The 19,303-nt window shown below is 56.1% G+C and carries 12 protein-coding genes; 9 read left to right on the top strand and 3 right to left on the bottom strand.

What is annotated here, in order from left to right; genetic code table 11:
* Nucleotides 1-8: 8 nt before the first annotated feature.
* The 7 genes from DWB63_RS06830 to nifJ all read left to right on the top strand — a co-directional run bounded on the left by DWB63_RS06830 (nt 9) and on the right by nifJ (nt 10,876).
* On the top strand, nt 9-740 hold the full coding sequence (locus tag DWB63_RS06830) for a 4Fe-4S dicluster domain-containing protein (RefSeq protein ID WP_128328064.1): 732 nt from the start codon (nt 9-11) through the stop codon (nt 738-740).
* 84 nt (nt 741-824) lie between these two features.
* Nucleotides 825-1,727 (top strand): formate dehydrogenase accessory protein FdhE, encoded by a 903-nt coding sequence (locus DWB63_RS06825; RefSeq protein WP_128328063.1) that lies wholly within the window; start codon nt 825-827, stop codon nt 1,725-1,727.
* A gap of 13 nt (nt 1,728-1,740) precedes the next feature.
* Entirely contained in the window at nt 1,741-2,541 is an 801-nt protein-coding gene (locus tag DWB63_RS06820; RefSeq protein ID WP_128328062.1) for a formate dehydrogenase accessory sulfurtransferase FdhD, read from the top strand.
* Between the two features lie 211 nt (nt 2,542-2,752).
* Nucleotides 2,753-4,411, top strand: coding sequence for a Na/Pi symporter (locus tag DWB63_RS06815; protein WP_128328061.1), 1,659 nt, complete (start codon nt 2,753-2,755; stop codon nt 4,409-4,411).
* 30 nt (nt 4,412-4,441) lie between these two features.
* Nucleotides 4,442-5,479 carry a hypothetical protein gene (locus tag DWB63_RS06810; protein WP_128328060.1) on the top strand — a complete coding sequence of 346 codons (1,038 nt, stop codon included), beginning with the start codon at nt 4,442-4,444 and terminating at the stop codon, nt 5,477-5,479.
* A 77-nt stretch (nt 5,480-5,556) separates the two neighbouring features.
* Nucleotides 5,557-6,936: an MBL fold metallo-hydrolase gene (locus tag DWB63_RS06805; RefSeq protein WP_128328059.1), complete on the top strand. Its 1,380-nt coding sequence runs from the start codon at nt 5,557-5,559 to the stop codon at nt 6,934-6,936.
* 433 nt (nt 6,937-7,369) lie between these two features.
* Nucleotides 7,370-10,876, top strand: a complete 3,507-nt coding sequence (nifJ, locus tag DWB63_RS06800; protein WP_128328058.1) for a pyruvate:ferredoxin (flavodoxin) oxidoreductase — start codon at nt 7,370-7,372, stop codon at nt 10,874-10,876.
* A gap of 90 nt (nt 10,877-10,966) precedes the next feature.
* Here the strand turns inward: nifJ and DWB63_RS06795 are convergent, their stop codons facing one another.
* From DWB63_RS06795 to DWB63_RS06785, 3 genes are read right to left on the bottom strand one after another with little or no spacing between them, the layout of a single operon-like run.
* On the bottom strand, nt 10,967-14,128 hold the full coding sequence (locus tag DWB63_RS06795; protein ID WP_128328057.1) for an efflux RND transporter permease subunit: 3,162 nt from the start codon (nt 14,126-14,128) through the stop codon (nt 10,967-10,969).
* Nucleotides 14,121-15,359, bottom strand: coding sequence for an efflux RND transporter periplasmic adaptor subunit (locus DWB63_RS06790; protein WP_128328056.1), 1,239 nt, complete (start codon nt 15,357-15,359; stop codon nt 14,121-14,123). Before DWB63_RS06790 ends, DWB63_RS06795 begins: the two co-directional genes overlap by 8 nt.
* Before the next feature lie 2 nt (nt 15,360-15,361).
* On the bottom strand, nt 15,362-16,822 hold the full coding sequence (locus tag DWB63_RS06785) for an efflux transporter outer membrane subunit (RefSeq protein ID WP_241648683.1): 1,461 nt from the start codon (nt 16,820-16,822) through the stop codon (nt 15,362-15,364).
* Between the two features lie 146 nt (nt 16,823-16,968).
* On the opposite strand from DWB63_RS06785, the gene DWB63_RS06780 reads away from it, so the two are divergent.
* Nucleotides 16,969-17,676 carry a response regulator transcription factor gene (locus DWB63_RS06780; RefSeq protein ID WP_128328055.1) on the top strand — a complete coding sequence of 236 codons (708 nt, stop codon included), beginning with the start codon at nt 16,969-16,971 and terminating at the stop codon, nt 17,674-17,676.
* Nucleotides 17,673-19,049 carry a HAMP domain-containing sensor histidine kinase gene (locus DWB63_RS06775; protein WP_128328054.1) on the top strand — a complete coding sequence of 459 codons (1,377 nt, stop codon included), beginning with the start codon at nt 17,673-17,675 and terminating at the stop codon, nt 19,047-19,049. The genes DWB63_RS06780 and DWB63_RS06775 overlap by 4 nt, the downstream gene beginning before the upstream one ends.
* Nucleotides 19,050-19,303: the final 254 nt, after the last annotated feature.

Raw genomic sequence — 19,303 nt, 5'->3', positions numbered from 1 at the left:
AGACCCACATGCCCAAGACAATACTGATAGATACCTCCCGCTGCACAGCCTGCCGCGGTTGCCAATTGGCCTGCAAGGAATGGCACGAACTTCCCGCCAACAAGACGAAACAATGGGGAAGCCATCAAAATCCGCCGGACCTCAATCCCAACAACTACAAACTTGTCCGATTCCACGACTACATGGACAAATCCGGCACCATTCGCTGGAACTTCTTCCCGGATCAGTGCCGTCACTGCGATGTCCCGCCCTGCAAGGAGACCGGCGACATCTACATCGACGGCGCCATCCTCAAGGACGAAAAGACCGGAGCGGTTGTCTTCACCGACAAGACCAAGGGATTCGACAAGGAACAGGCGGAACAGGTCAGGGAATCGTGTCCGTACAACATCCCCAGGCGCAACGATGAAACCGGCCTCATGTCCAAGTGCACCATGTGCAACGAGCGCATTCACAACGGCATGATTCCGGCGTGCGTCAAAGTCTGTCCCACCGGCACCATGCAGTTCGGTGAGCGCGAGGACATGCTCAAACTTGCTGAAAAAAGACTGGCCACCCTGAAAAAGGACTGGCCCAAGGCGATGCTTGCCGATCCGGAAGACGTCAACGTCATCTATCTGTTGATCGACGAGCCCAAGAACTATCATGAGTTCTCAGTTGCAGACGCTTCTGTAGGCCCTATGTCGAAAAAGCAATTCCTCGCCACACTGGCAAGACCATTCAAGGCAATGAAGGCCTAACCCTTTAGAGCCTCTCCGCAAGAAAAGGCCGGAGCGCTCCCAATCAGGGCGCTCCGGCCATGAGGCGGCAACACGGAGCACACTATGCACTCGAAAACGGTCAACTCCACTCTCGAAGCGATACAAAAACGCTCACCTGCATACAGCGAACTGACCACACGGTTCGGCCCGCTGCTGCTGGAGAAAGCCCTGCTTATGGACGAACTGACGACCGCCAACATCAAAGCGCCCGCCATGGACGTCTCACGGCTTTCGGCCGGTGTCCCGATCTTGGCTGATATGGACTGCACGCCGTGGACCGATCTGATGCAGACATCGATCGGCCGACTGCTTCCGATCGTGGCAGAGATACTCCAACTTGATACGAACGACATGAACGCCTTACAGGCGTACCTGGACCATCCTGAACATATTTCGGGACTTGCCCAAGCGCTGATTGAAGGCAATTGGAAACACTTTGAGAACACCTCCGTACAGCTCAACATCAAACCCGCAACCCTGCTGTATATTTCAGAGACCGTTTTCGGGCCTGTCTTTCGTGCTATAGTCGGCAGCTTGGGCGAGTCCCTTTCCGAGCTGCATTGGGAGCACGGTTCCTGTCCGGCCTGCGGCTCCACCCCGACCATCGCTTATCTTTCCCCCAAGGAAACGACCGAGCTGGACCAGCTTGTGGGTGGCGGCGGCAAGAAGTATCTGCATTGCTCGCTGTGCGGCCACGACTGGCGGTTCAAACGCAACGGCTGTCCCGCCTGCGGCAACGATGAAAACAACACCAGGGACATCTTCACCGTGGACAACCGTTCCCATGAACGGATCGAGGCATGCGGAGCATGCGGCACCTACATCCTTGGCATTGACCTGCGCGAATGCGCTGAATTGCCCGATCTGGACACGATCCACATTGGCCTGATCCATCTGGATATCCACGCTCAGGACCAGGGGCTCATGCCAATGGCCAGGACCATCTGGAACAGCTTGGGCACCTAGTCAGGGAGCATATATGTCCACATTGCAACAGCCCCTTCTCCGTCTCCCCACCGGTCCCGCCGACCGGGAGCAGTCATATCGTGATGCAGGCCATGAACCAGCCATCAAGCTGGTCAGCTCCACCATGCTGAAACGCTATGTTGACGGCAGGCTCATTCAAAGCAAAGACATGGTGGCCGTGGAGGCACCTCTGCACATCCACCTCTCCGGCCATCCCGAGATCGTCATCGCGCGCACGCCCGGCGATGACATTCACCTCATAACCGGCCATCTTTTTTCCCTTGGATTGATCAAATCCGTCGATGACCTCCTCGGCATCCAGTTCACCGGCAACGACAAGGATCAGGCCGTTGTTTCGCTTAAACAATATCGTCGCCAGGACTGCATTCTTCCGATCGATGCGCATCTCCGCATTCATCCGGAAGAGCTGTTCCTCCTGAGAAACCAATTCGAGGAACGGCAAAAGTTGTACCACAGCACCGGCTCCACTCATGCGGCGGCCCTGTTCCACAGAAACGGCCATATGGTTGCCTACGGCGAAGACGTCAGCCGACACTGTGCCTTTGACAAGGCCGTGGGCAAGGCAATAGCGCGGGGAGCCTTGGCCGACGCCGACATCGCCATGCTCACCTCCCGCCTGGCTCAGGAATTGACCGTCAAAGCGGCCATGGCGAATATTCCGATTTTGTGCGGTTTTTCCGCAGCCTCCAGTGCGGGAATCTCCTTTGCCCAACGCAATGACATCACCTTGATCGGGCGCATCAGAAGGGACAGTTTCACCGTATACGTCGACAGTCATCGTATATATTCCTGACCCAACTAGAAGCTTTATAAACCGGAACGTCCCGCAGCAGTAATTACTGCTGCGGGACGTTCCCAATTTCAATTCGCATCCATAATTCAAAGGTGCTCCACTCCCAACCGGCATCTTTGCCACAACACCGTCATGTGAAATCTGTTTACTTTGCCTTAACGGCAAACTATGAGCGTCATATCGTATAGTTCTAAGGAGTTGCTTTCAGAAGATGTTTTTTTCCACCCTCACTGGACTTTTCGGCGGCCTCGGCCTCTTCCTGCTCGGCATGAGACTGATGACCAAGGGGCTGCGCAGTGCTGCTGGGAATGCCTTGCGCAACATCCTTGGCAAATGGACCAAAACGCCCCTGCGCGGACTTTTTTCCGGCTTCATGGTCACAGCCCTGGTCCAATCCTCCAGCGCCATCACCGTGGCCGTTATCGGCTTCGTCAACGCAGGCCTCATGACCATGCCCCAATCCGTAGGCGTGATCTTCGGCAGCAACATCGGCACCACCGTGACCAGTTGGATAGTGGCGGCTGTGGGCATCAGCGTAAACGTCAAGGCCCTGGCCCTGCCGCTCATCGGCCTGGGCGCCCTGTTGCGACTTACCGGAGCAGACACTCGCCGCATACACTTCGGAGATGCCCTGACCGGCTTCGGCCTCTTTTTTCTCGGCATCGAGATCCTGCAAACGACCTTCCAGGATTTCGGCAATGTGGTCGACCTGTCGGCCTTCAACATCGGCGGAGTGACCGGCATCCTCCTTTTCGTCGCCATCGGCGCAACGCTGACCCTGCTGATGCAAAGCTCCAGCGCAGCCATGGCCCTGGTCCTGACCGCAGCCATGTCAGGTATCGTCACCTTGGAAAGCGCTGCCGCAGCTACCATCGGCACCAACATCGGCACAACATCCACAGCCCTGTTTTCCGTACTGGGTGCAACCTATAATGCCAAGAAGGTGGCTGCCGCCCACATCATCTTCAACCTTGTCACGGGCATGATTGCCATCATGTTCATTCCCTTGCTCCTCAAAGGGGTCCACACCTTGGCCTCGCTGTCTCCAAACTATGATCTGGCCACGGCCCTGGCCCTGTTCCATACGGCCTTCAACCTGCTCGGCGTCGCCATATTCCTGCCCTTCACCTCAAGACTGGTCGCCTTTCTCGACCGGCACATCGGCCGGGAAGTCACCGAATTGGGCAAACCGAGATATCTGGATGACAACGTGCTTTCTGCCCCCTCGCTGGCCATTGACGCCCTGTTCATGGAGCTGGGCCGCCTCGGCGAAATGACCCGGGAGACCTGCCAGAAAGCGCTGACTTCCAAATTCCGACATAAGGATTTCATCAAGGACAGGACCGCAATCGACACCCTGATCATCGCCATTCGAAGTTTTTGCGTAAAGGTCCAGCAATTGGATCTGCCGGCACCGGTGGCCATCAAGATGCCGGCGGTCCTCAGGGTTATCCAGTATTTTCAAAAAACGCTGAACGTCATCACCGAAGTGTCCCAACAATATGCTTTCATCGACCACCAACTGCCGGGAGTCGCTGCCGTATCAGCTCGGGCATTTCGGCGGGAAGTCAAGGATATCCTCAACATAGCGCACACGCCCTGCTCTCCAGAATTCGTGGATATCGGCAAGTCGATGCACCAGCTTGAGGACCAATATCACGACCTAAAAGATGAATTGCTCAGAACAGGCGCACAGGGTAGTCTTGAACTCGACAGGATGGTAGCCCTGCTCGAATACTACTCGCACATGCGCCTCATGTGCGAACAGGCCGTCAAGGGAACCACCTATTGGTCGTTGTTGCGAGACATCAATCTGACCTGTGTAAATGCCGACCCAAAAAACGAATACGCATGGAAACGTGAAGCATAATCAGGCAGTTATCAATCAGGAGATACAACCATGAAAGAATACAGAACCGCCATCATACTGATCGCCAGCGCTGCGGTGCTGGGTATTGGTGCATACCTTCTGCTCGACAAACCTGACGAAGACTCGCCAAACATGGCGGAAGTAGTCCAACCCGTCGCCCCGCCGGCACAAGCGCCGGACTGGGTGAATAAAGGCCAGGACGCCAAACCCGATTACGCTCCGTCCACGGCTGAATCCAAGGACACCACTCCGCCCGCACCGGTGGTCGAACAAGAGGAGCCACAGACCATCGAGGTGGCTGAAGACAAAATGATCACCTTCACCTTTGTCGAGTCGTTGGCAGACTACCTGCTGCACCGTTTTCAGCCGCGCAACAGCAAGGGCAAGCCGGATTCCCTGGCCTCGATCATTTCGCTGAACAAGTATTACGGACGGGAACTGGACGGCTTTGCCGTGACCGGCGACGATATTCAGGGAGCCAGAAAAATTGTACTCGACTACGCGTTCAATCCAGCCATGCTCGAGACCCTATACAATCTTTATGCTCAGGCCTTCATGGTCCATCTGGTGGATACCGCCGCAAACTCCGAGCGCGAATACGTGGTCGGAGATTCCAAAGAACGGCGCACCCTGACCAACGAGGAAATCCAGTCCATGCTTCGGCTCAACAGCCGCAGGATCGAACGCACGGCGGAACTGTTCCAGGCCATTGCCGATGATCCCGGCATTACGGAAATGGCGGCCAAATACCGCCGCGCATCCAAGGCGGTGGAACGCGCCAACAGCCAGTTGCAAACCGCCATATCCGACGAAAAGAACACCGCTGAAGCCGGTGAAAGACTCAAACAAGCCATTTTGCTCCGGGAGAGAACCAAGGCGGAAATCGTCACCCACCTCAAGCAGGTCTGTCAGACCTGCACCGAATCCGAGGTGTTCTATCTCTCCCAGTGGGCCTATCGCCGAGTCCTGAACGAACCCGAAGAAAAGCTGAAAGCCTTCGGTACGGCTGCCAAGATCATGGAAGACCTGGCCGGACGCTTCAACACACAGGCGGACGCACTTAAATAGGTGATCACATGTTGCATAGAGACCCCTTTGTCCTTATCCTTTACGGAAGCAAGAAGAGGATACCCTAAGGAGTCTCTATGTATTTCAAACAGATCACCACGCCCGGACTTGGTTGTTTTTCCTACGTCATCGGCTGCCCCGCCGCAGGTGAAATGATTGTCGTGGACCCGAAACGCGACGTGCAGGACTACCTGGACCTTTCCCGTGAAGAGGGAATGAAGATCATCCATGTCATCGATACCCATGTCCATGCAGACCACGTATCCGGTGCCCAGGAGCTCAAATCCCATACCGGCTGCGACATCATGCTCTATGAAACCTCACCAGTCAGTTACGGTTTCACACCGCTTTCCGAAGGACAAAAGCTGACCGTGGGCACGGCCACACTGGAAGTATTGCACACCCCGGGCCATACCCCTGACGCTTTGTCATTGTTGATCACCGACCTGACCCGCGGCAATGAACCATGGATGCTGCTCACAGGCGACGTGCTGTTCGTCAATGACATCGGTCGCCCGGACCTGGTGGGCGATGCCAGGCTGGACGAACAGATCACCAATCTCTGGAATTCCCTCTACGTCAAGTTCAAGAAATACCCCGACAGCCTTGAGATCTTCCCCGCGCATGGCGCAGGTTCCCTCTGTGGACGCGGCATGAGCTCCAAGCCCAGCTCCACTCTCGGATTCGAAAGACGCCACAATGCCATGCTCGGCTTTGAGAACTTCGAGGAATTCCGTCTCGCCATGAGCCAGGAATTCCCGGCCCGGCCCAAAAGCTTCACCCACATCATCTCCACCAATGCTGCGGGTGCTCCCCTGCTGGAACGATGCCCCATGGACATGTCCATGGAACCCATGCGGTTCGAGGAAAAAATGCAGACAGGGGCCATAGTCATCGATGTGCGCGATGCCGCCGCCTATGCCGGTTACCATATACCCGGTTCACTGAACATCGGCTTCGAAGCCAGCCTGGCCAATTGGGTCGGCATGGTGGTGGAGCCTGATGCGGACCTACTGCTTGTGGTGGCGTCCCGAAATGACTACGACCGCATGCGCACGGAACTCCACCGCATCGGATACGACAACATTCTCGGCTACCTGTCCGGCGGCATCCAGTCCTGGGTTTACAGCGGCCGCCCTGTGGACAAGCTGGCAATAGACTCAGCACAGGAACTCCAGACCTGTCAGGAGCAGAACAAGCCGCTCAGCCTGGTGGATGTCCGCACCCCGGGCGAGGTTGCGGGCGGCAGAATTCCAGGCGCTGTCCACATCCCGCTCAGCGACATTCTTGCAGGCAAGTTCAATCTGCCCGAGGATGCTCACCATATCCTCTACTGCGCCTCGGGCTACCGTTCCAATATCGCGGCTTCCTACCTGCAACGCCACGGATACTGGGATGTCCGGGCACTGGCAGGCGGCTATCTTGCCTGGAGTCGCGCAGGCTTCAAAACCGAATAGTCCCTCGAAATCAAATCAGACAGGCCCGAATTGTCGGCGCCTGTCTGATTTTGTGACCGCGTCAAGCCGCTTCCCATGTGCCTGCATCACATGAGGTATGTCCTGCACTGAAAGAAAAACCGGCAGCCGGATCAACGCACTTAACTACATCTCAATACTGACGATCTCCAACTATCATCTCCGACTAATCGGTAAGCGGTATGGTTTGGTCGGGGAACGGAGCGTAAAGGGCTTGACCCCGAACCGATAAACCGCGAAATAACTTATACGGGTCTCGCATTATACGTGCAGACTCTGACCGTGCGGTTCTTTTTCCCACCCGAACGCCTGTCACCAGGCAGGGGGGACGATGGACCGTATATAATAATACTGGCAATCGATTCCAGACATTATTGATTGATACAGGTCCAATTCAAAAACTGTGGAGAAGCACATGTCCAAGAAGATCATGAAGACAATGGACGGCAACACCGCTGCTGCACATGTGGCCTACGCCATGAGTGAAACAGCCGCCATCTATCCCATTACACCGTCAACGCCCATGGGCGAGATTGCCGACGAATGGGCTGCTCAGGGACGAAAAAACATTTTCGGCCAAAAAGTACAGATTCGCCAGATGCAGTCAGAAGCTGGTGCGGCAGGTGCTGTTCACGGTTCTCTGGCCGGAGGCGCGCTGACCACCACCTTTACGGCCTCTCAGGGGCTGTTGCTCATGATCCCGAACATGTACAAGATTTCCGGCGAGCTGCTGCCCGGCGTCTTCCATGTCTCCGCGCGTGCCATCGCAGCCCATGCCCTGTCCATCTTCGGGGATCATCAGGATGTCATGGCCACCCGTCAAACCGGATTCTCCATGCTCTTTTCCAATTCGGTCCAGGAGGTCATGGACCTTTCCCTGGTCGCCCACATCGCCGCCATGGAATCAAGCGTTCCGTTTATGTCGATCTTCGACGGCTTCCGCACCTCCCACGAAATTCAAAAGATCGCGGTCATCGACTACGAGGACATGAAACCGCTCCTCAACATGGACAAACTGGCCGCTTTCCGCGCCCGTGCCATGAACCCGGAACACCCGGACATCCGGGGCACTGCCCAGAATCCGGATATTTACTTCCAGGGTCGCGAAACAACCAATACTTACTATGAAGCCATCCCGGATATGGTCACCGAGGCCATGAAAAGGGTCGGCAAGATCACCGGCCGCCGCTACAAACTTTTCGACTACGTCGGACACCCGAAAGCTGATCGCATCATCATCGCCATGGGGTCGGGCTGTGAATGCATCGAGGAAACAGTCAACCACCTGAACGCCACGGGCAAGAAGGTCGGTTTGGTCAAGGTACGCCTGTTCCGCCCGTTTTCGATCAAGCACATGCTGGCCGCAATCCCCAAGACCGTCAAGAAAATCGCGGTGCTGGACCGGACCAAGGAACCCGGCGCCCTGGGCGACCCCCTGTACATGGACGTCTGCGCCGCCTATGCGGGCAAGCCTAACGCTCCCAAAATCGTAGGCGGTCGCTACGGACTCGGTTCCAAGGATTTCACCCCGGCACAGGCCAAGGCCGTGTTCGAATCCCTGACCAAGCCCAAACACGGCTTCACGGTCGGTATTCTGGACGACGTCACCAACACATCACTGTTTGATTGCGACTGTGTGGACACGGCCCCCGAAGGCACGGTTCAGTGCAAGTTCTGGGGACTCGGTTCCGACGGCACCGTCGGCGCCAACAAGCAGGCCATCAAGATCATCGGCGACAACACCAAGCTGTACGCCCAGGGATACTTTGCCTACGATTCCAAAAAATCCGGCGGCATCACCATCTCCCACCTGCGCTTCGGCAAGAAACCCATCCAGTCCACCTACCTGGTTCAGAACGCGGATTACGTTGCCTGCCACAATCCGAGCTACGTCAATCTCTACGACGTGCTGGAAGGTATCAAGGACGGCGGCACCTTTGTCCTCAACTGTCCCTGGACAGCCGAAGAAATGGATTCGAAACTGCCCGCAGCCATGCGCCGCACCATCGCCGCGAAAAACCTCAAGTTCTACGCGGTGGATGCAGTCAAGATCGCCGGTGAAGTCGGACTGGGCGGCCGCATCAACATGGTCATGCAAACAGCCTTCTTCAAACTGGCTGACGTCATTCCCTTCAAGCAGGCGGTCACCCTGCTCAAGGGAGGCATCAAAGCCGCTTACGGGAAAAAAGGCGACAAAATCGTCAACATGAACAACGCCGCCGTGGACAACGCCGTGGACGCCATCGTTGAAATCCCGGTCCCGGCCGCCTGGAAAAAGCTCAAGGACGACAAGGTCGCCGCCCGTCGCGAACCGGCCTACGTCAAGGACGTCATGCGCCCGGTCCTGGCTCAGAAAGGTGACTCCCTGCCAGTTTCCGCATTCTCCCACGACGGGACCATGCCTGCCGCCACCTCCAAATACGAAAAGCGCGGCGTGGCCATCCTGGTTCCCGAATGGATCAAGGAGAACTGCATCCAGTGCAACCAGTGCGCCTTTGTCTGTCCGCACTCCGCCCTGCGCTCGGTGCTGACCACTGACGCCGAGATGAAGAAGGCTCCGAAGTCTTACGAAACCCTCGACGCAGTCGGCAAGGACGTCAAAGGCATGCAGTTCCGCCTCCAGGTCAACACCCTGGACTGCCTGGGCTGCGGCAACTGCGCCGATGTATGCCCTGCCAAGGAAAAGGCTCTGGTCATGAAGCCCATCGCCACGCAAACTGCAGTGCAGACCAAGAACTTCGACTTCTCGGACACGATCTCCTACAAGGACGCCTTTGGCCGCGACACGGTCAAGGGTTCCCAGTTCCGCAAGTCTCTCATGGAATTCTCCGGCGCCTGTGCCGGTTGCGGCGAAACCCCATACGTCAAGGTCATCACCCAGCTCTTCGGCGAACGCATGATCATTGCCAACGCCACGGGTTGTTCCTCCATCTGGGGCGCGTCCGCGCCTACCTCGCCATACTGTGTCAATGAAGACGGCTTTGGTCCTGCCTGGGGCAACTCCCTGTTCGAAGACGCAGCGGAGTTCGGCTTCGGCATTGAAATGGCCACCGACCAGCGCCGCACACACCTGACCGAACTGGTCCTGGAAGCCGCCAAGACCGAAACCGGTGCGCTCAAGACCAAGCTGAACAAATGGGCCAAGGTCAAGAACGACCCGGAAGAGTCCAAACTTGCCGGTGATGCCCTGAAGAAAGCCCTCACGGGTACTCGCAAGAAACTGCTCAAGGAAATCCTGTCCATGGCCGACCTGTTCACCAAGCAATCCATCTGGGTGTTCGGCGGTGACGGTTGGGCCTACGACATCGGTTATGGTGGCCTGGACCACGTGCTTGCCTCCGGCAAGGACATCAATGTCCTGGTCATGGATACCGAAGTCTACTCGAACACCGGCGGCCAATCCTCCAAGGCCACACCGCTCGGCTCCATCGCCAAGTTCGCCGCCGCCGGAAAAACCACGGGCAAGAAGGATCTTGGCCGCATGGCCATGACCTACGGCTACGTATACGTGGCCTCCGTTGCCATGGGTTCCAACAAGCAACAGTTCCTCAAGGCAATCAAGGAAGCCGAGGCCTACCCCGGTCCGTCCCTGATCATTGCCTACGCCCCCTGTATCAACCAGGGCATCAAGAAAGGCATGGGCAAGACCCAGTTCGAGCAGAAACTGGCAGTGGATTCCGGCTACTGGCCGCTCTACCGCTACAATCCCCAACTTGCCGATGCAGGTGAAAACCCGTTCATCCTGGAATCCAAGGCTCCCGACGGAACCCTGCAGGAATTCCTGTCCGGCGAAAACCGGTACGCCATGCTGGAACGGTTCTACCCTGAATTCTCCAAGGAGTACCGTGCCAAGATCGAAACGGACTTCAACAAGAGATACGAAGCCCTCAAGCACATGGCCGGCGGCGACTGCAAAAAGTAACCACGGTTCATCACAAACAACAAAGGCCGGGACTGATTGTCCCGGCCTTTTTCATTGTCTGCTCACCCGCAGGCACCAAACGAATAAGCCCTACTTTTCTTCCGCAGGCAGCAAGGAGACGTCCCCGGTCCTGGCGAGCAGGCCGTGCAGCTTGCGCTTCGCGTCCTCCAGAATCATGTACATTGCCGGAACCATGACCAAGGTGATGACCGTGGCAAAGAGGATACCGAAGCCAAGGGACAGGGCCATGGGGATAAGGAACCGGGCCTGCATGGACGTTTCCAGAATCATGGGAGCCAACCCGCTGAACGTGGTCAGCGTGGTCAGCATGATGGCCCGGAAACGGGCCGTGCCAGCATCCAGAACCGCATCGTGGGCGCATTTTCCGCTTCGACTCATCTTATTGGCGTAATCGATGAGGACCAGCGAATCGTTGACCACAACACCCGACAAGGCAACAATGCCGAGCAGACTCATCAAGCTGATGCTGTACCCCATGAGGATGTGGCCGAATATGGCACCTACCGCCCCGAACGGGATGCAGAACATGATGATGAGCGGCTGGACGTAGCTCTTGAAAGGAATGGCCAAAAGCGCATATATGGCCAGCATGGCCAGAAGCAGCCCGGTAAAAAGACTGCTGGTGGACTCGCTCATATCCGCTTGCTTACCCTGCATGGTGCAATTGAGGCCAGGATACTTTGCCTTGAGATCCGGGACGACTTCGGCAAACACGCTGCTCATGACCTGGTTGGCCTGATTTTGCGGATCCACGTCCGCAGTCACCGAGAGCACCCGGCGACCATTCCGTCGATTGATCGAAGTATAGGCGTTTCCGCGCTTGATATCGACCACGTCGCGCAGAAGCGCCTCCTTCCCCTCGGAGTTCATGAGCATCAACTCTTCGAGGCCGTATTCGGACACACGCTCGTTTTCGGGGCGACGAACCACCACTTTGATCTCGTTGCGACCGCGCTGCTGGCGCAGAACCTCCTCGCCATAGTATGCCGCACGCACCTGGCTGGCCACCTCCTGGGAGGTCAGCCCAAGGGCCATTCCTGCAGAAGTAATGGAGAAATCAAGCTGCTCCTTGCCGGGCGAAAACCCGTCGTCCACATTCTTCACGCGGGGGTATAAGGCAAGTGATTCGGAAAGATCCTTAGCCGCTGCCTCAAGAGTGGACACATCGGAGTGAGCGAGCTCAAACTCCAGGGCATCGCCTGCGCCGGGGCCACCTCGATCCGAAGAAAAAGAAAGAACTTCAAGACCGATGATATCCCCGGCTTCCTTCCGCCACTGGTTCACAAATTCCTGCGTGGTAATGGGACGGACGTCAGCAGCCGTAAGATAAACCTTGATTTTTACCACATGGCTGCCGGAGATATCCCTACCCTCTCCGCCGATTTTAGAATCCATGCCAACCACGAGGTCATTGCCTCCATTGGCTTCGGCCACTTTTGACGCCGCAGCCAGAAGTCGATCACGCACGGCTTCGGTTTTCGCCACGGCGGAACCATAAGGCAACTCGGCTATACCGTATGCATAATCGGACTCAACCTTGGCCATGAGGGTGAAGCCCATCCTGCCGCTCATGACAAAAGCCCCGGACAGGATGAGCAATCCTAGCCCCACGGCCACGGTGGCGTATCGCCATTGCAGGCACCAATCCAGGAACGGACGATACACGTTCTGAATAAAACGCATAAGCCCATCGGCCACCCGTTGCTGATACCTGCCAATCCAGGCCATAATGCCGCTTTGGCGGCTGTTCCCCAGATGCGACAGATGCGCGGGCAGAACAAGGAGGCTCTCTATCAAGGATATGGCGAAAACGCTGATGACCACCACGGGAATCGACCAGAATATCTTTCCCATGACGCCGGGAAGAAACAAAAGCGGCATGAAGGCCACGATATTGGTCAACACGCTGAAGACAACGGGCATGGCGATCTGCTTGGCCCCTTCTATGGCGGCCTTGAGCGGCGGCATGCCCTGCTGCCGCATGGTGAACACGTTTTCACCCACCACGATGGCGTCGTCCACCACGATGCCCAGGGCGATGAGAAAGGCAAACATGGTGATCATGTTGATGCTGATTCCCAGAAAGGGAAGAATCAGGAAACAACCGAGAAAGGAAATGGGAATACCCATGGCCACCCAAAAGGCAAGCCGGGCTTCCAGGAACAGAGCCAGGAACAAGAAGACCATGCCGAGTCCCATGTAGCCGTTGGACAAGAGCAAATCCATACGCTGGGAATAGACCTCGGAATTGTCATCCAGAACAATGACGGAAACATTGGAGGGCAGTCGTTCCTTGAATGTCTCAATGGCCTTCTTGACGGAGTCTGACACGCTGATGGGTGTCTGCTCACCCACACGGTAGACATCGATGCGCACGGCCGGCTGTCCGTCATAGGTGGTGATGATATCGTCATCCTCAAAACCGTCGATGACGGTGCCTATGTCCTCAACCAGCACCTGAGTGCCGTCATTGCCGATGACAACGGGAATCCGGGCAAAGTCCCGCCCATAGTCCCTCCGGTCCTTCATGCGCACCAGAACTTCGCCGTTTTCGGCCTTTATGCCGCCGCCGGGAAGGTCGACAGAGGCATCCCGAAGACGATCGGCCACCTCCTCCAGGGTGAGGTTATGCGCACGCAATTTCTCCTGCGGTATTTCAATGGAAATTTGCAGATCACTGACCTCCGACAGTTCCACCTGGGTCACCCCCGGATCAGAAATGAGCTGGTCGCGCAATTGCTCCGCCAACTCGCGCAGAGTGGTTTGGGCCTGGTTGCCGTACACCATGACCGACAGGACCTGCCGTTGATGGGATGTTTCCGAGATGACCGGGTCCTCGGCCTCTTCGGGGAAAGAGGTGATGCGGTCCACTTCGGTCTTCACGTCCTGAGTGAGCTTTTGCAGATCCGTCCCCTCCAATGCCTCGATGAGAACCGACCCAGACCCTTCAGACGACGTGGAAGTCACTTCCTTGACACCGTCAAGACCCTGCACAGCCTGCTCCACGGCAAGCACGATGCCCTGCTCGACCTCTTCAGGACTGGCTCCGGGATAGGAAACCGCGACCGACACAGTATCCAGGGAAAATTCGGGAAAGACCTCCTTCTTTATCTGCGCCACAAAGACAAGGCCGCCCACCAGAAGGACTATCATCAACAGGTTGGCTGCCACGGAATTGCTCGCCATCCACGCAATGGGCCCCTTGTTGGATGTTTGCTTCAAGTTAGCCATTATTGTTCTCCTCGACCTGTCCACCGGCTTCCACAGGTACTGACGCTTCCGATGAATTGAGCAGCATCCCCTGCATGGGTGCAGCCAAGTCCGAAGTAACTATGGACTCACCGGGTGCCACTCCCTGATCAACGATGACGGCATCTGCGTCTTTCCATATCGGATTCAAAGTCCGAATATCCAAGGTGCCGTCATTTGTCAGTATCCAAACCTGACTGTTGTCGCGGTATGCGCTCCGGGGAATGGCAAACACGCCCTCCAGCATATCGCCTTCGACCTTCACCGAAACATAGCTGCCGAGAAGCAAAGGCTTCACACCTGGCCGACCTTCGAGATTCAAAGGGTCCATGACAGAGATAAGGATACGGGCCATGCGTCCCTCGTCCTCAAGCGAGGGGAGCAGGCGGACCACACGTCCCTGCCTCTCGCTCTTCGTGATGCCGCTTCCAATGATGATCCTGGCGGAAGAACCTACCGGTTGCGTAACCGACGGAAATCTTATCCAGTCCAGACGATCCACGGGGACAGAGGCCTGAATCCAGAATTCATCGGTCCCCACCAGCGTGGCCAGAGTCTCCTGTTCGGAGATGGCTGCACCGATGTCCGTATTCTTCGACTCCACCATGGCGGCGAACGGGGCCGTAATACGTGTACGCGCAAGGTCTATCCGGGCCTGCTCAAGCTTTGCCTGGGCCGCCCGCAGGTCAGCCTTGGCCTTTTCCAGATGAGGCTTTCTCAAAGCCAAACTCGCTTCGGCTTCGGTCACTTTGGCAGGCCCCTTGAGCATATCCCACTCCCGAGCCGAGACATTCTGGTATCCCTGCTCCACCTTGAGATTATATTCGGCTTCGGTCACCTCTGCCTGGACCTCACTGACGGCCAGTTCATAATCCTTTGAATCGATCACCAGGATTTCCTGCCCCTTGCCGAAATATCCGCCCGGCACGAAATCCGCGCTCACGCCAGTCACCTTTCCGGACACCTGCGCCTCAAGCTGGATCTCCCGGGTGGCGGTAACGGTCCCCATGACATCCACCACCACACGGTGGTTGGTCACAACCGCAGTCTGCGTATCCACGGTCTGCCTGACAACTTCAGGCACACGCATTTTTGCCTTTGGGGCCGTGGCCACAGTGGCGTAGGCACCCACTGCGGCCACCATGAAAACAATGATCGGGATCAGCACCTTGAGGCTGAATATCGCGCTGGTTTTTCTGGTAGTATTATTCATGACTAACCCTCGTTGCTGACTTTATCGGTGTGAGAAGAATCATATTCGGCGGCCGGTTCCGGGATGGTATCGGTCCAGGTTCCGCCCAAGGCGCGATGCAGAGCCACTCGATAGAGCAAGAGATTCGTCTGCTCGGTCGCCATGGTAATCTCGAGTTCCTGCACGGACATCAACGCGCTCAGGACAGGCAGGTAATCGTCAAGCCCCTGAACGTATCGAGTGATGGCTTCCCGAAGACTGGTACGTGTGGCATCAAGCTGCAGGGTCAGTGCATCCAGGTAGGCCCTTTGCCATTTTTCCTGGGACAGGGCGTCCTCGACTTCCTTGAAGGCCGTGTAAACCGTCTCCTTGTAGCCGGCGAGCTTTTCATCTACCACGCCTCGCGCCTTTTCCACCTCGGCCTTGCGATAACCGCCGTCCAGGATGGGGCCAACCACTGAAGCGGCCAATGACAAAATCCAATTATCAAATATGGTTCCCAGCTGCGCACCGGTATAGGCACCGGTTCCCGTCAGACTGAGGGAAGGCAGCCGGTCCGCCCTGGCCGCCGTAACCGCCCAATCCGCCGAGGAAAGCGCCAGTCCCGCGGAACGCACATCCGGGCGGTTGGCCAGTAAATCGGCAGGCAATCCCAGACCGGGCAACTCACCCAGTTCGGGTAATTGGGCAGCGGCTACCGTGACGGACCCCGCAGGCTTGCCCATGAGCAGGGCCAGTTCATTCAGAAGAAGCTGTTCCTCGGATTTGACCGGGGGCAGCAAAGCCTTGACTCGGGCCAGGTTCTGCCGTTGCTGGTAGACGTCCAGAGCCGTTGATATGGAATTGCGAAACCGCAGTTCGATCAATTCAAGATAATTTTCGTTGGCCGTGATCTGCTCAAGGATGATCTGCTCCTTCCGGCGCTGGACCTGTATCTCGAACCAACGGGACACCACCTCTCCGGCCACGGTCATGGCGGCCGTATTCAAATCCTCGCGAGAGGCCATGTAGTCCAATTGACCGGATTTGGCTTCGGCTTCAATGCGGCCCCACAGATCCAGCTCATACCCAGCCTCAAGGCCGAGGGTATGAACTTCCGTTGTGGTTTCGCGATCCGTGGCATTCTTGGTATAGGAACTGGTATGCTTGTAATCCCCTGTCGCATCCAATGTCGGATACTTGTCCGCACTGGACTGAATCGAGGAGGCACCGGCTTGACGCAGACGGGCCCAGGCCATAACGACATCGAAATTCGCCGCCAAGGCCTCCTCGACAAGAGCATCGAGTTCTTCGTTGCCAAACCCCTCCCACCATTTGCCCAAGTCGGCATCCTGCTCAGAATAGAGCGTGTAGGCCGACGGAAGCGGCGCAACCGGATCAAGCCTCGCGTCCGGCCTGAACGGCGAACAGGCCGACAAGACCACGGCAAGCCCGATCAGCATTGCCACCATCCGGCCTGCGGTTGAAAAACGTATCGGTTTCACATTGCTCTCCATAAAATTGTTTACTGACCCAATGTATAATGCAGAGATGTCCCGAGAGTGTTGGAGGGATGATAAAAGATGTTAAAGGATGTAAAAATTCCGCGATATCATTGCCATTCATTGAAACAAACGGATATGGAATTGTCATGAAATCAAACGGACCGGTCCTGATCATAGACGACGACCAGAAGTTGCGAGACCTCCTGGTGGAATACCTTGCGGATTATGACTTCCAGACCCACACCTTGCCATCCGGCATGCAGGCAATTGAAACGATTAGCAAAATCAAGCCTAGTGTAATTGTCCTGGATGTCATGATGCCGGGTAAGGACGGCCTTGAGGTTCTGCGCGACATCCGAGCCGAGTATGCCACGCCGGTCATCATGCTGACGGCCAAGGGGGAGGATACCGACCGAATAGTCGGGCTGGAGCTGGGAGCCGATGACTACATGGCCAAGCCGTTCAATCCTCGCGAACTCCTGGCCAGGATAAAGGCTGTGCTTCGCCGAATCGAAACCAATGGAGAAAAGGAAAGGAAATCCGGGCAGTCGGTTATCAAAGCCGGAGGACTCGTGCTGAATGTCTCAAGGCAGACCCTTGAAATCGGCAACGTTGAACTGGAAATGGCCCCTACTGAATTCAGACTGCTCAAAGCGCTCATGACCCACCAGGACAAGGCACTGACCCGCGACGAACTCATGGATATGGTCTGGGACAAGGATTTTTCCGCCTACGACCGCAGCATTGACGTGCACGTCAGCAAGCTGCGCTCACAACTCAAACCGTATTCGGACCATGCCAAGCGTATCAAGACCGTTTGGGGAACCGGCTACATGTTCGTGGGTGAACGATGAAAATCAGCCAACTCTACCTCAAAATCCTCTTCGCCTTCATCATGGTACTCCTGGTTGCCATACTCGGCATATGGGGCCTGCTTGAACTGGGGCACATTCGTCCCCCGTTCACGCTCCACGCCCAGAACCGCTCGGAAGCCCTCAAGCAAATCACTGTAGCGAAAATCGGCATGGCCCCGCGCCTTACAGTGGAGTTGAAACAACAACTGTCAGATATGCTGAACATCTTTGCTTCTTCCTTCAACGGGGAAGCCTGGATCATCAACAAACAAGGCGAGACCGTAGCCAAATCCTTCAACTACTCCATCCCGCTCACCGGCAATGAAAACATGGAACTGAAGCTCTCGTCGCCTCAAGGAAACCATATTTATCTCATCGAAAAAGGCAACCAGCGTTCCATATATTCAACCGGCACACTCCATACGGCCTCGGACACGCTGACGATCCACATCCTGAACCCATGGCGGACCCATAATGAGGAAGTCTGGTTTATGGAAGGATTGATCCTCATGGCCAGTGTAGCGGCACTCCTGCTGATTCCGGTTTCACGCCATATAACACGCCCCATCAACGAGCTCACGAAATCCGCGGAACTGCTCTCCAGGGGGGATTTTTCTCCTCGCGTGAAGGAAAGCAGCAAGGATGAGATGGGCACTCTCGCCAAGACCTTCAATCAAATGGCCCACAGTCTCGAAAAAATGGTCCGGGGAGGACGGGAGCTGACCGCCAACCTTTCCCACGAACTCAGAAGCCCGCTGGCCCGCATCCGGGTGTCCCAGCAGATCATCCAGGAACGGTTGGAATCCGGCCGCACAGATGGCGTGAACAAACACGTCCTGAAGATGGAAGAGGAAATCAACCACATGGACAGCCTCATCGACAAGATAATGAAGCTCTCCAAACTCGACCTCCAGGAGCCGCCGCCACGCGATGATATTGTTTCCATGTCCGACATGTTGAACGAAGCCGTGGAACGCATAACACCACTCATAGGGAAATCCGGCATTCTGGTGAAACGGGTTGTTGAGACTGTGCCGAGCTATTGCTGCCGCAAGCAGGACATCCGCATCGTGCTGGACAACATCCTGTCCAATGCAGTCAAATACAGCCCCAACGAAGACGTCGTTCACATCGAATGCAACGCCGACGACGATGCTATCACCATCCGGGTGGTCAATTCGTATGACCGTCTGTCCCCGGCGGAGCTTGAAACCATATTCACTCCCTTCAAACGCCTTGGTTACAACGACATCGAAGGCAATGGCCTGGGCCTGGCTTTTGCCAGGAAGATTATCGAAGACCACGGTGGTTCCATCCAGGCCTCCAGCATCGATAGAGGGTTTTGTCTGACCGTACGGCTCCCGTTGGGCTGACCGACTCTCCGGAGCCCCGTGGATAGACATATACGTTCTCCGGAACTACAAGCCGTCCCCCCCAAAAAAAAAGCCTCTCCTCTCTTCACGCTGTGGGCACACTGTCCATGCCTATCATCAAGGCAACATGACCGACTGACACGTCCATAGACGTAATCAATTCGCTCGCATTGCAGCCATGAACAATTCAATTGCTTGCATTGTATTTTTTATTTACAATATCTTGATTTTCAAAATAAAAACAATTTTATGTG

The sequence above is a fragment of the Pseudodesulfovibrio sp. S3 genome (genome assembly GCF_004025585.1).
Lineage (GTDB): Bacteria > Desulfobacterota > Desulfovibrionia > Desulfovibrionales > Desulfovibrionaceae > Pseudodesulfovibrio.
The sequence above is the reverse complement of the archived record's forward strand: the minus strand, read 5'-3'. Positions and strand labels throughout refer to the sequence as shown.

Excerpts from the sequence above, each read along its gene's own strand:
- DWB63_RS06830 (WP_128328064.1), top strand. The coding sequence starts at position 9 with ATGCCCAAGACAATACTGATAGATACCTCCCGCTGCACAGCCTGCCGC.
- DWB63_RS06825 (WP_128328063.1), top strand. The coding sequence starts at position 825 with ATGCACTCGAAAACGGTCAACTCCACTCTCGAAGCGATACAAAAACGC.
- DWB63_RS06790 (WP_128328056.1), bottom strand. The coding sequence starts at position 15,359 with ATGAATAATACTACCAGAAAAACCAGCGCGATATTCAGCCTCAAGGTG.
- DWB63_RS06815 (WP_128328061.1), top strand. The coding sequence starts at position 2,753 with ATGTTTTTTTCCACCCTCACTGGACTTTTCGGCGGCCTCGGCCTCTTC.
- DWB63_RS06810 (WP_128328060.1), top strand. The coding sequence starts at position 4,442 with ATGAAAGAATACAGAACCGCCATCATACTGATCGCCAGCGCTGCGGTG.
- nifJ (WP_128328058.1), top strand. The coding sequence starts at position 7,370 with ATGTCCAAGAAGATCATGAAGACAATGGACGGCAACACCGCTGCTGCA.
- DWB63_RS06805 (WP_128328059.1), top strand. The coding sequence starts at position 5,557 with ATGTATTTCAAACAGATCACCACGCCCGGACTTGGTTGTTTTTCCTAC.
- DWB63_RS06795 (WP_128328057.1), bottom strand. The coding sequence starts at position 14,128 with ATGGCTAACTTGAAGCAAACATCCAACAAGGGGCCCATTGCGTGGATG.
- DWB63_RS06775 (WP_128328054.1), top strand. The coding sequence starts at position 17,673 with ATGAAAATCAGCCAACTCTACCTCAAAATCCTCTTCGCCTTCATCATG.
- DWB63_RS06780 (WP_128328055.1), top strand. The coding sequence starts at position 16,969 with ATGAAATCAAACGGACCGGTCCTGATCATAGACGACGACCAGAAGTTG.
- DWB63_RS06820 (WP_128328062.1), top strand. The coding sequence starts at position 1,741 with ATGTCCACATTGCAACAGCCCCTTCTCCGTCTCCCCACCGGTCCCGCC.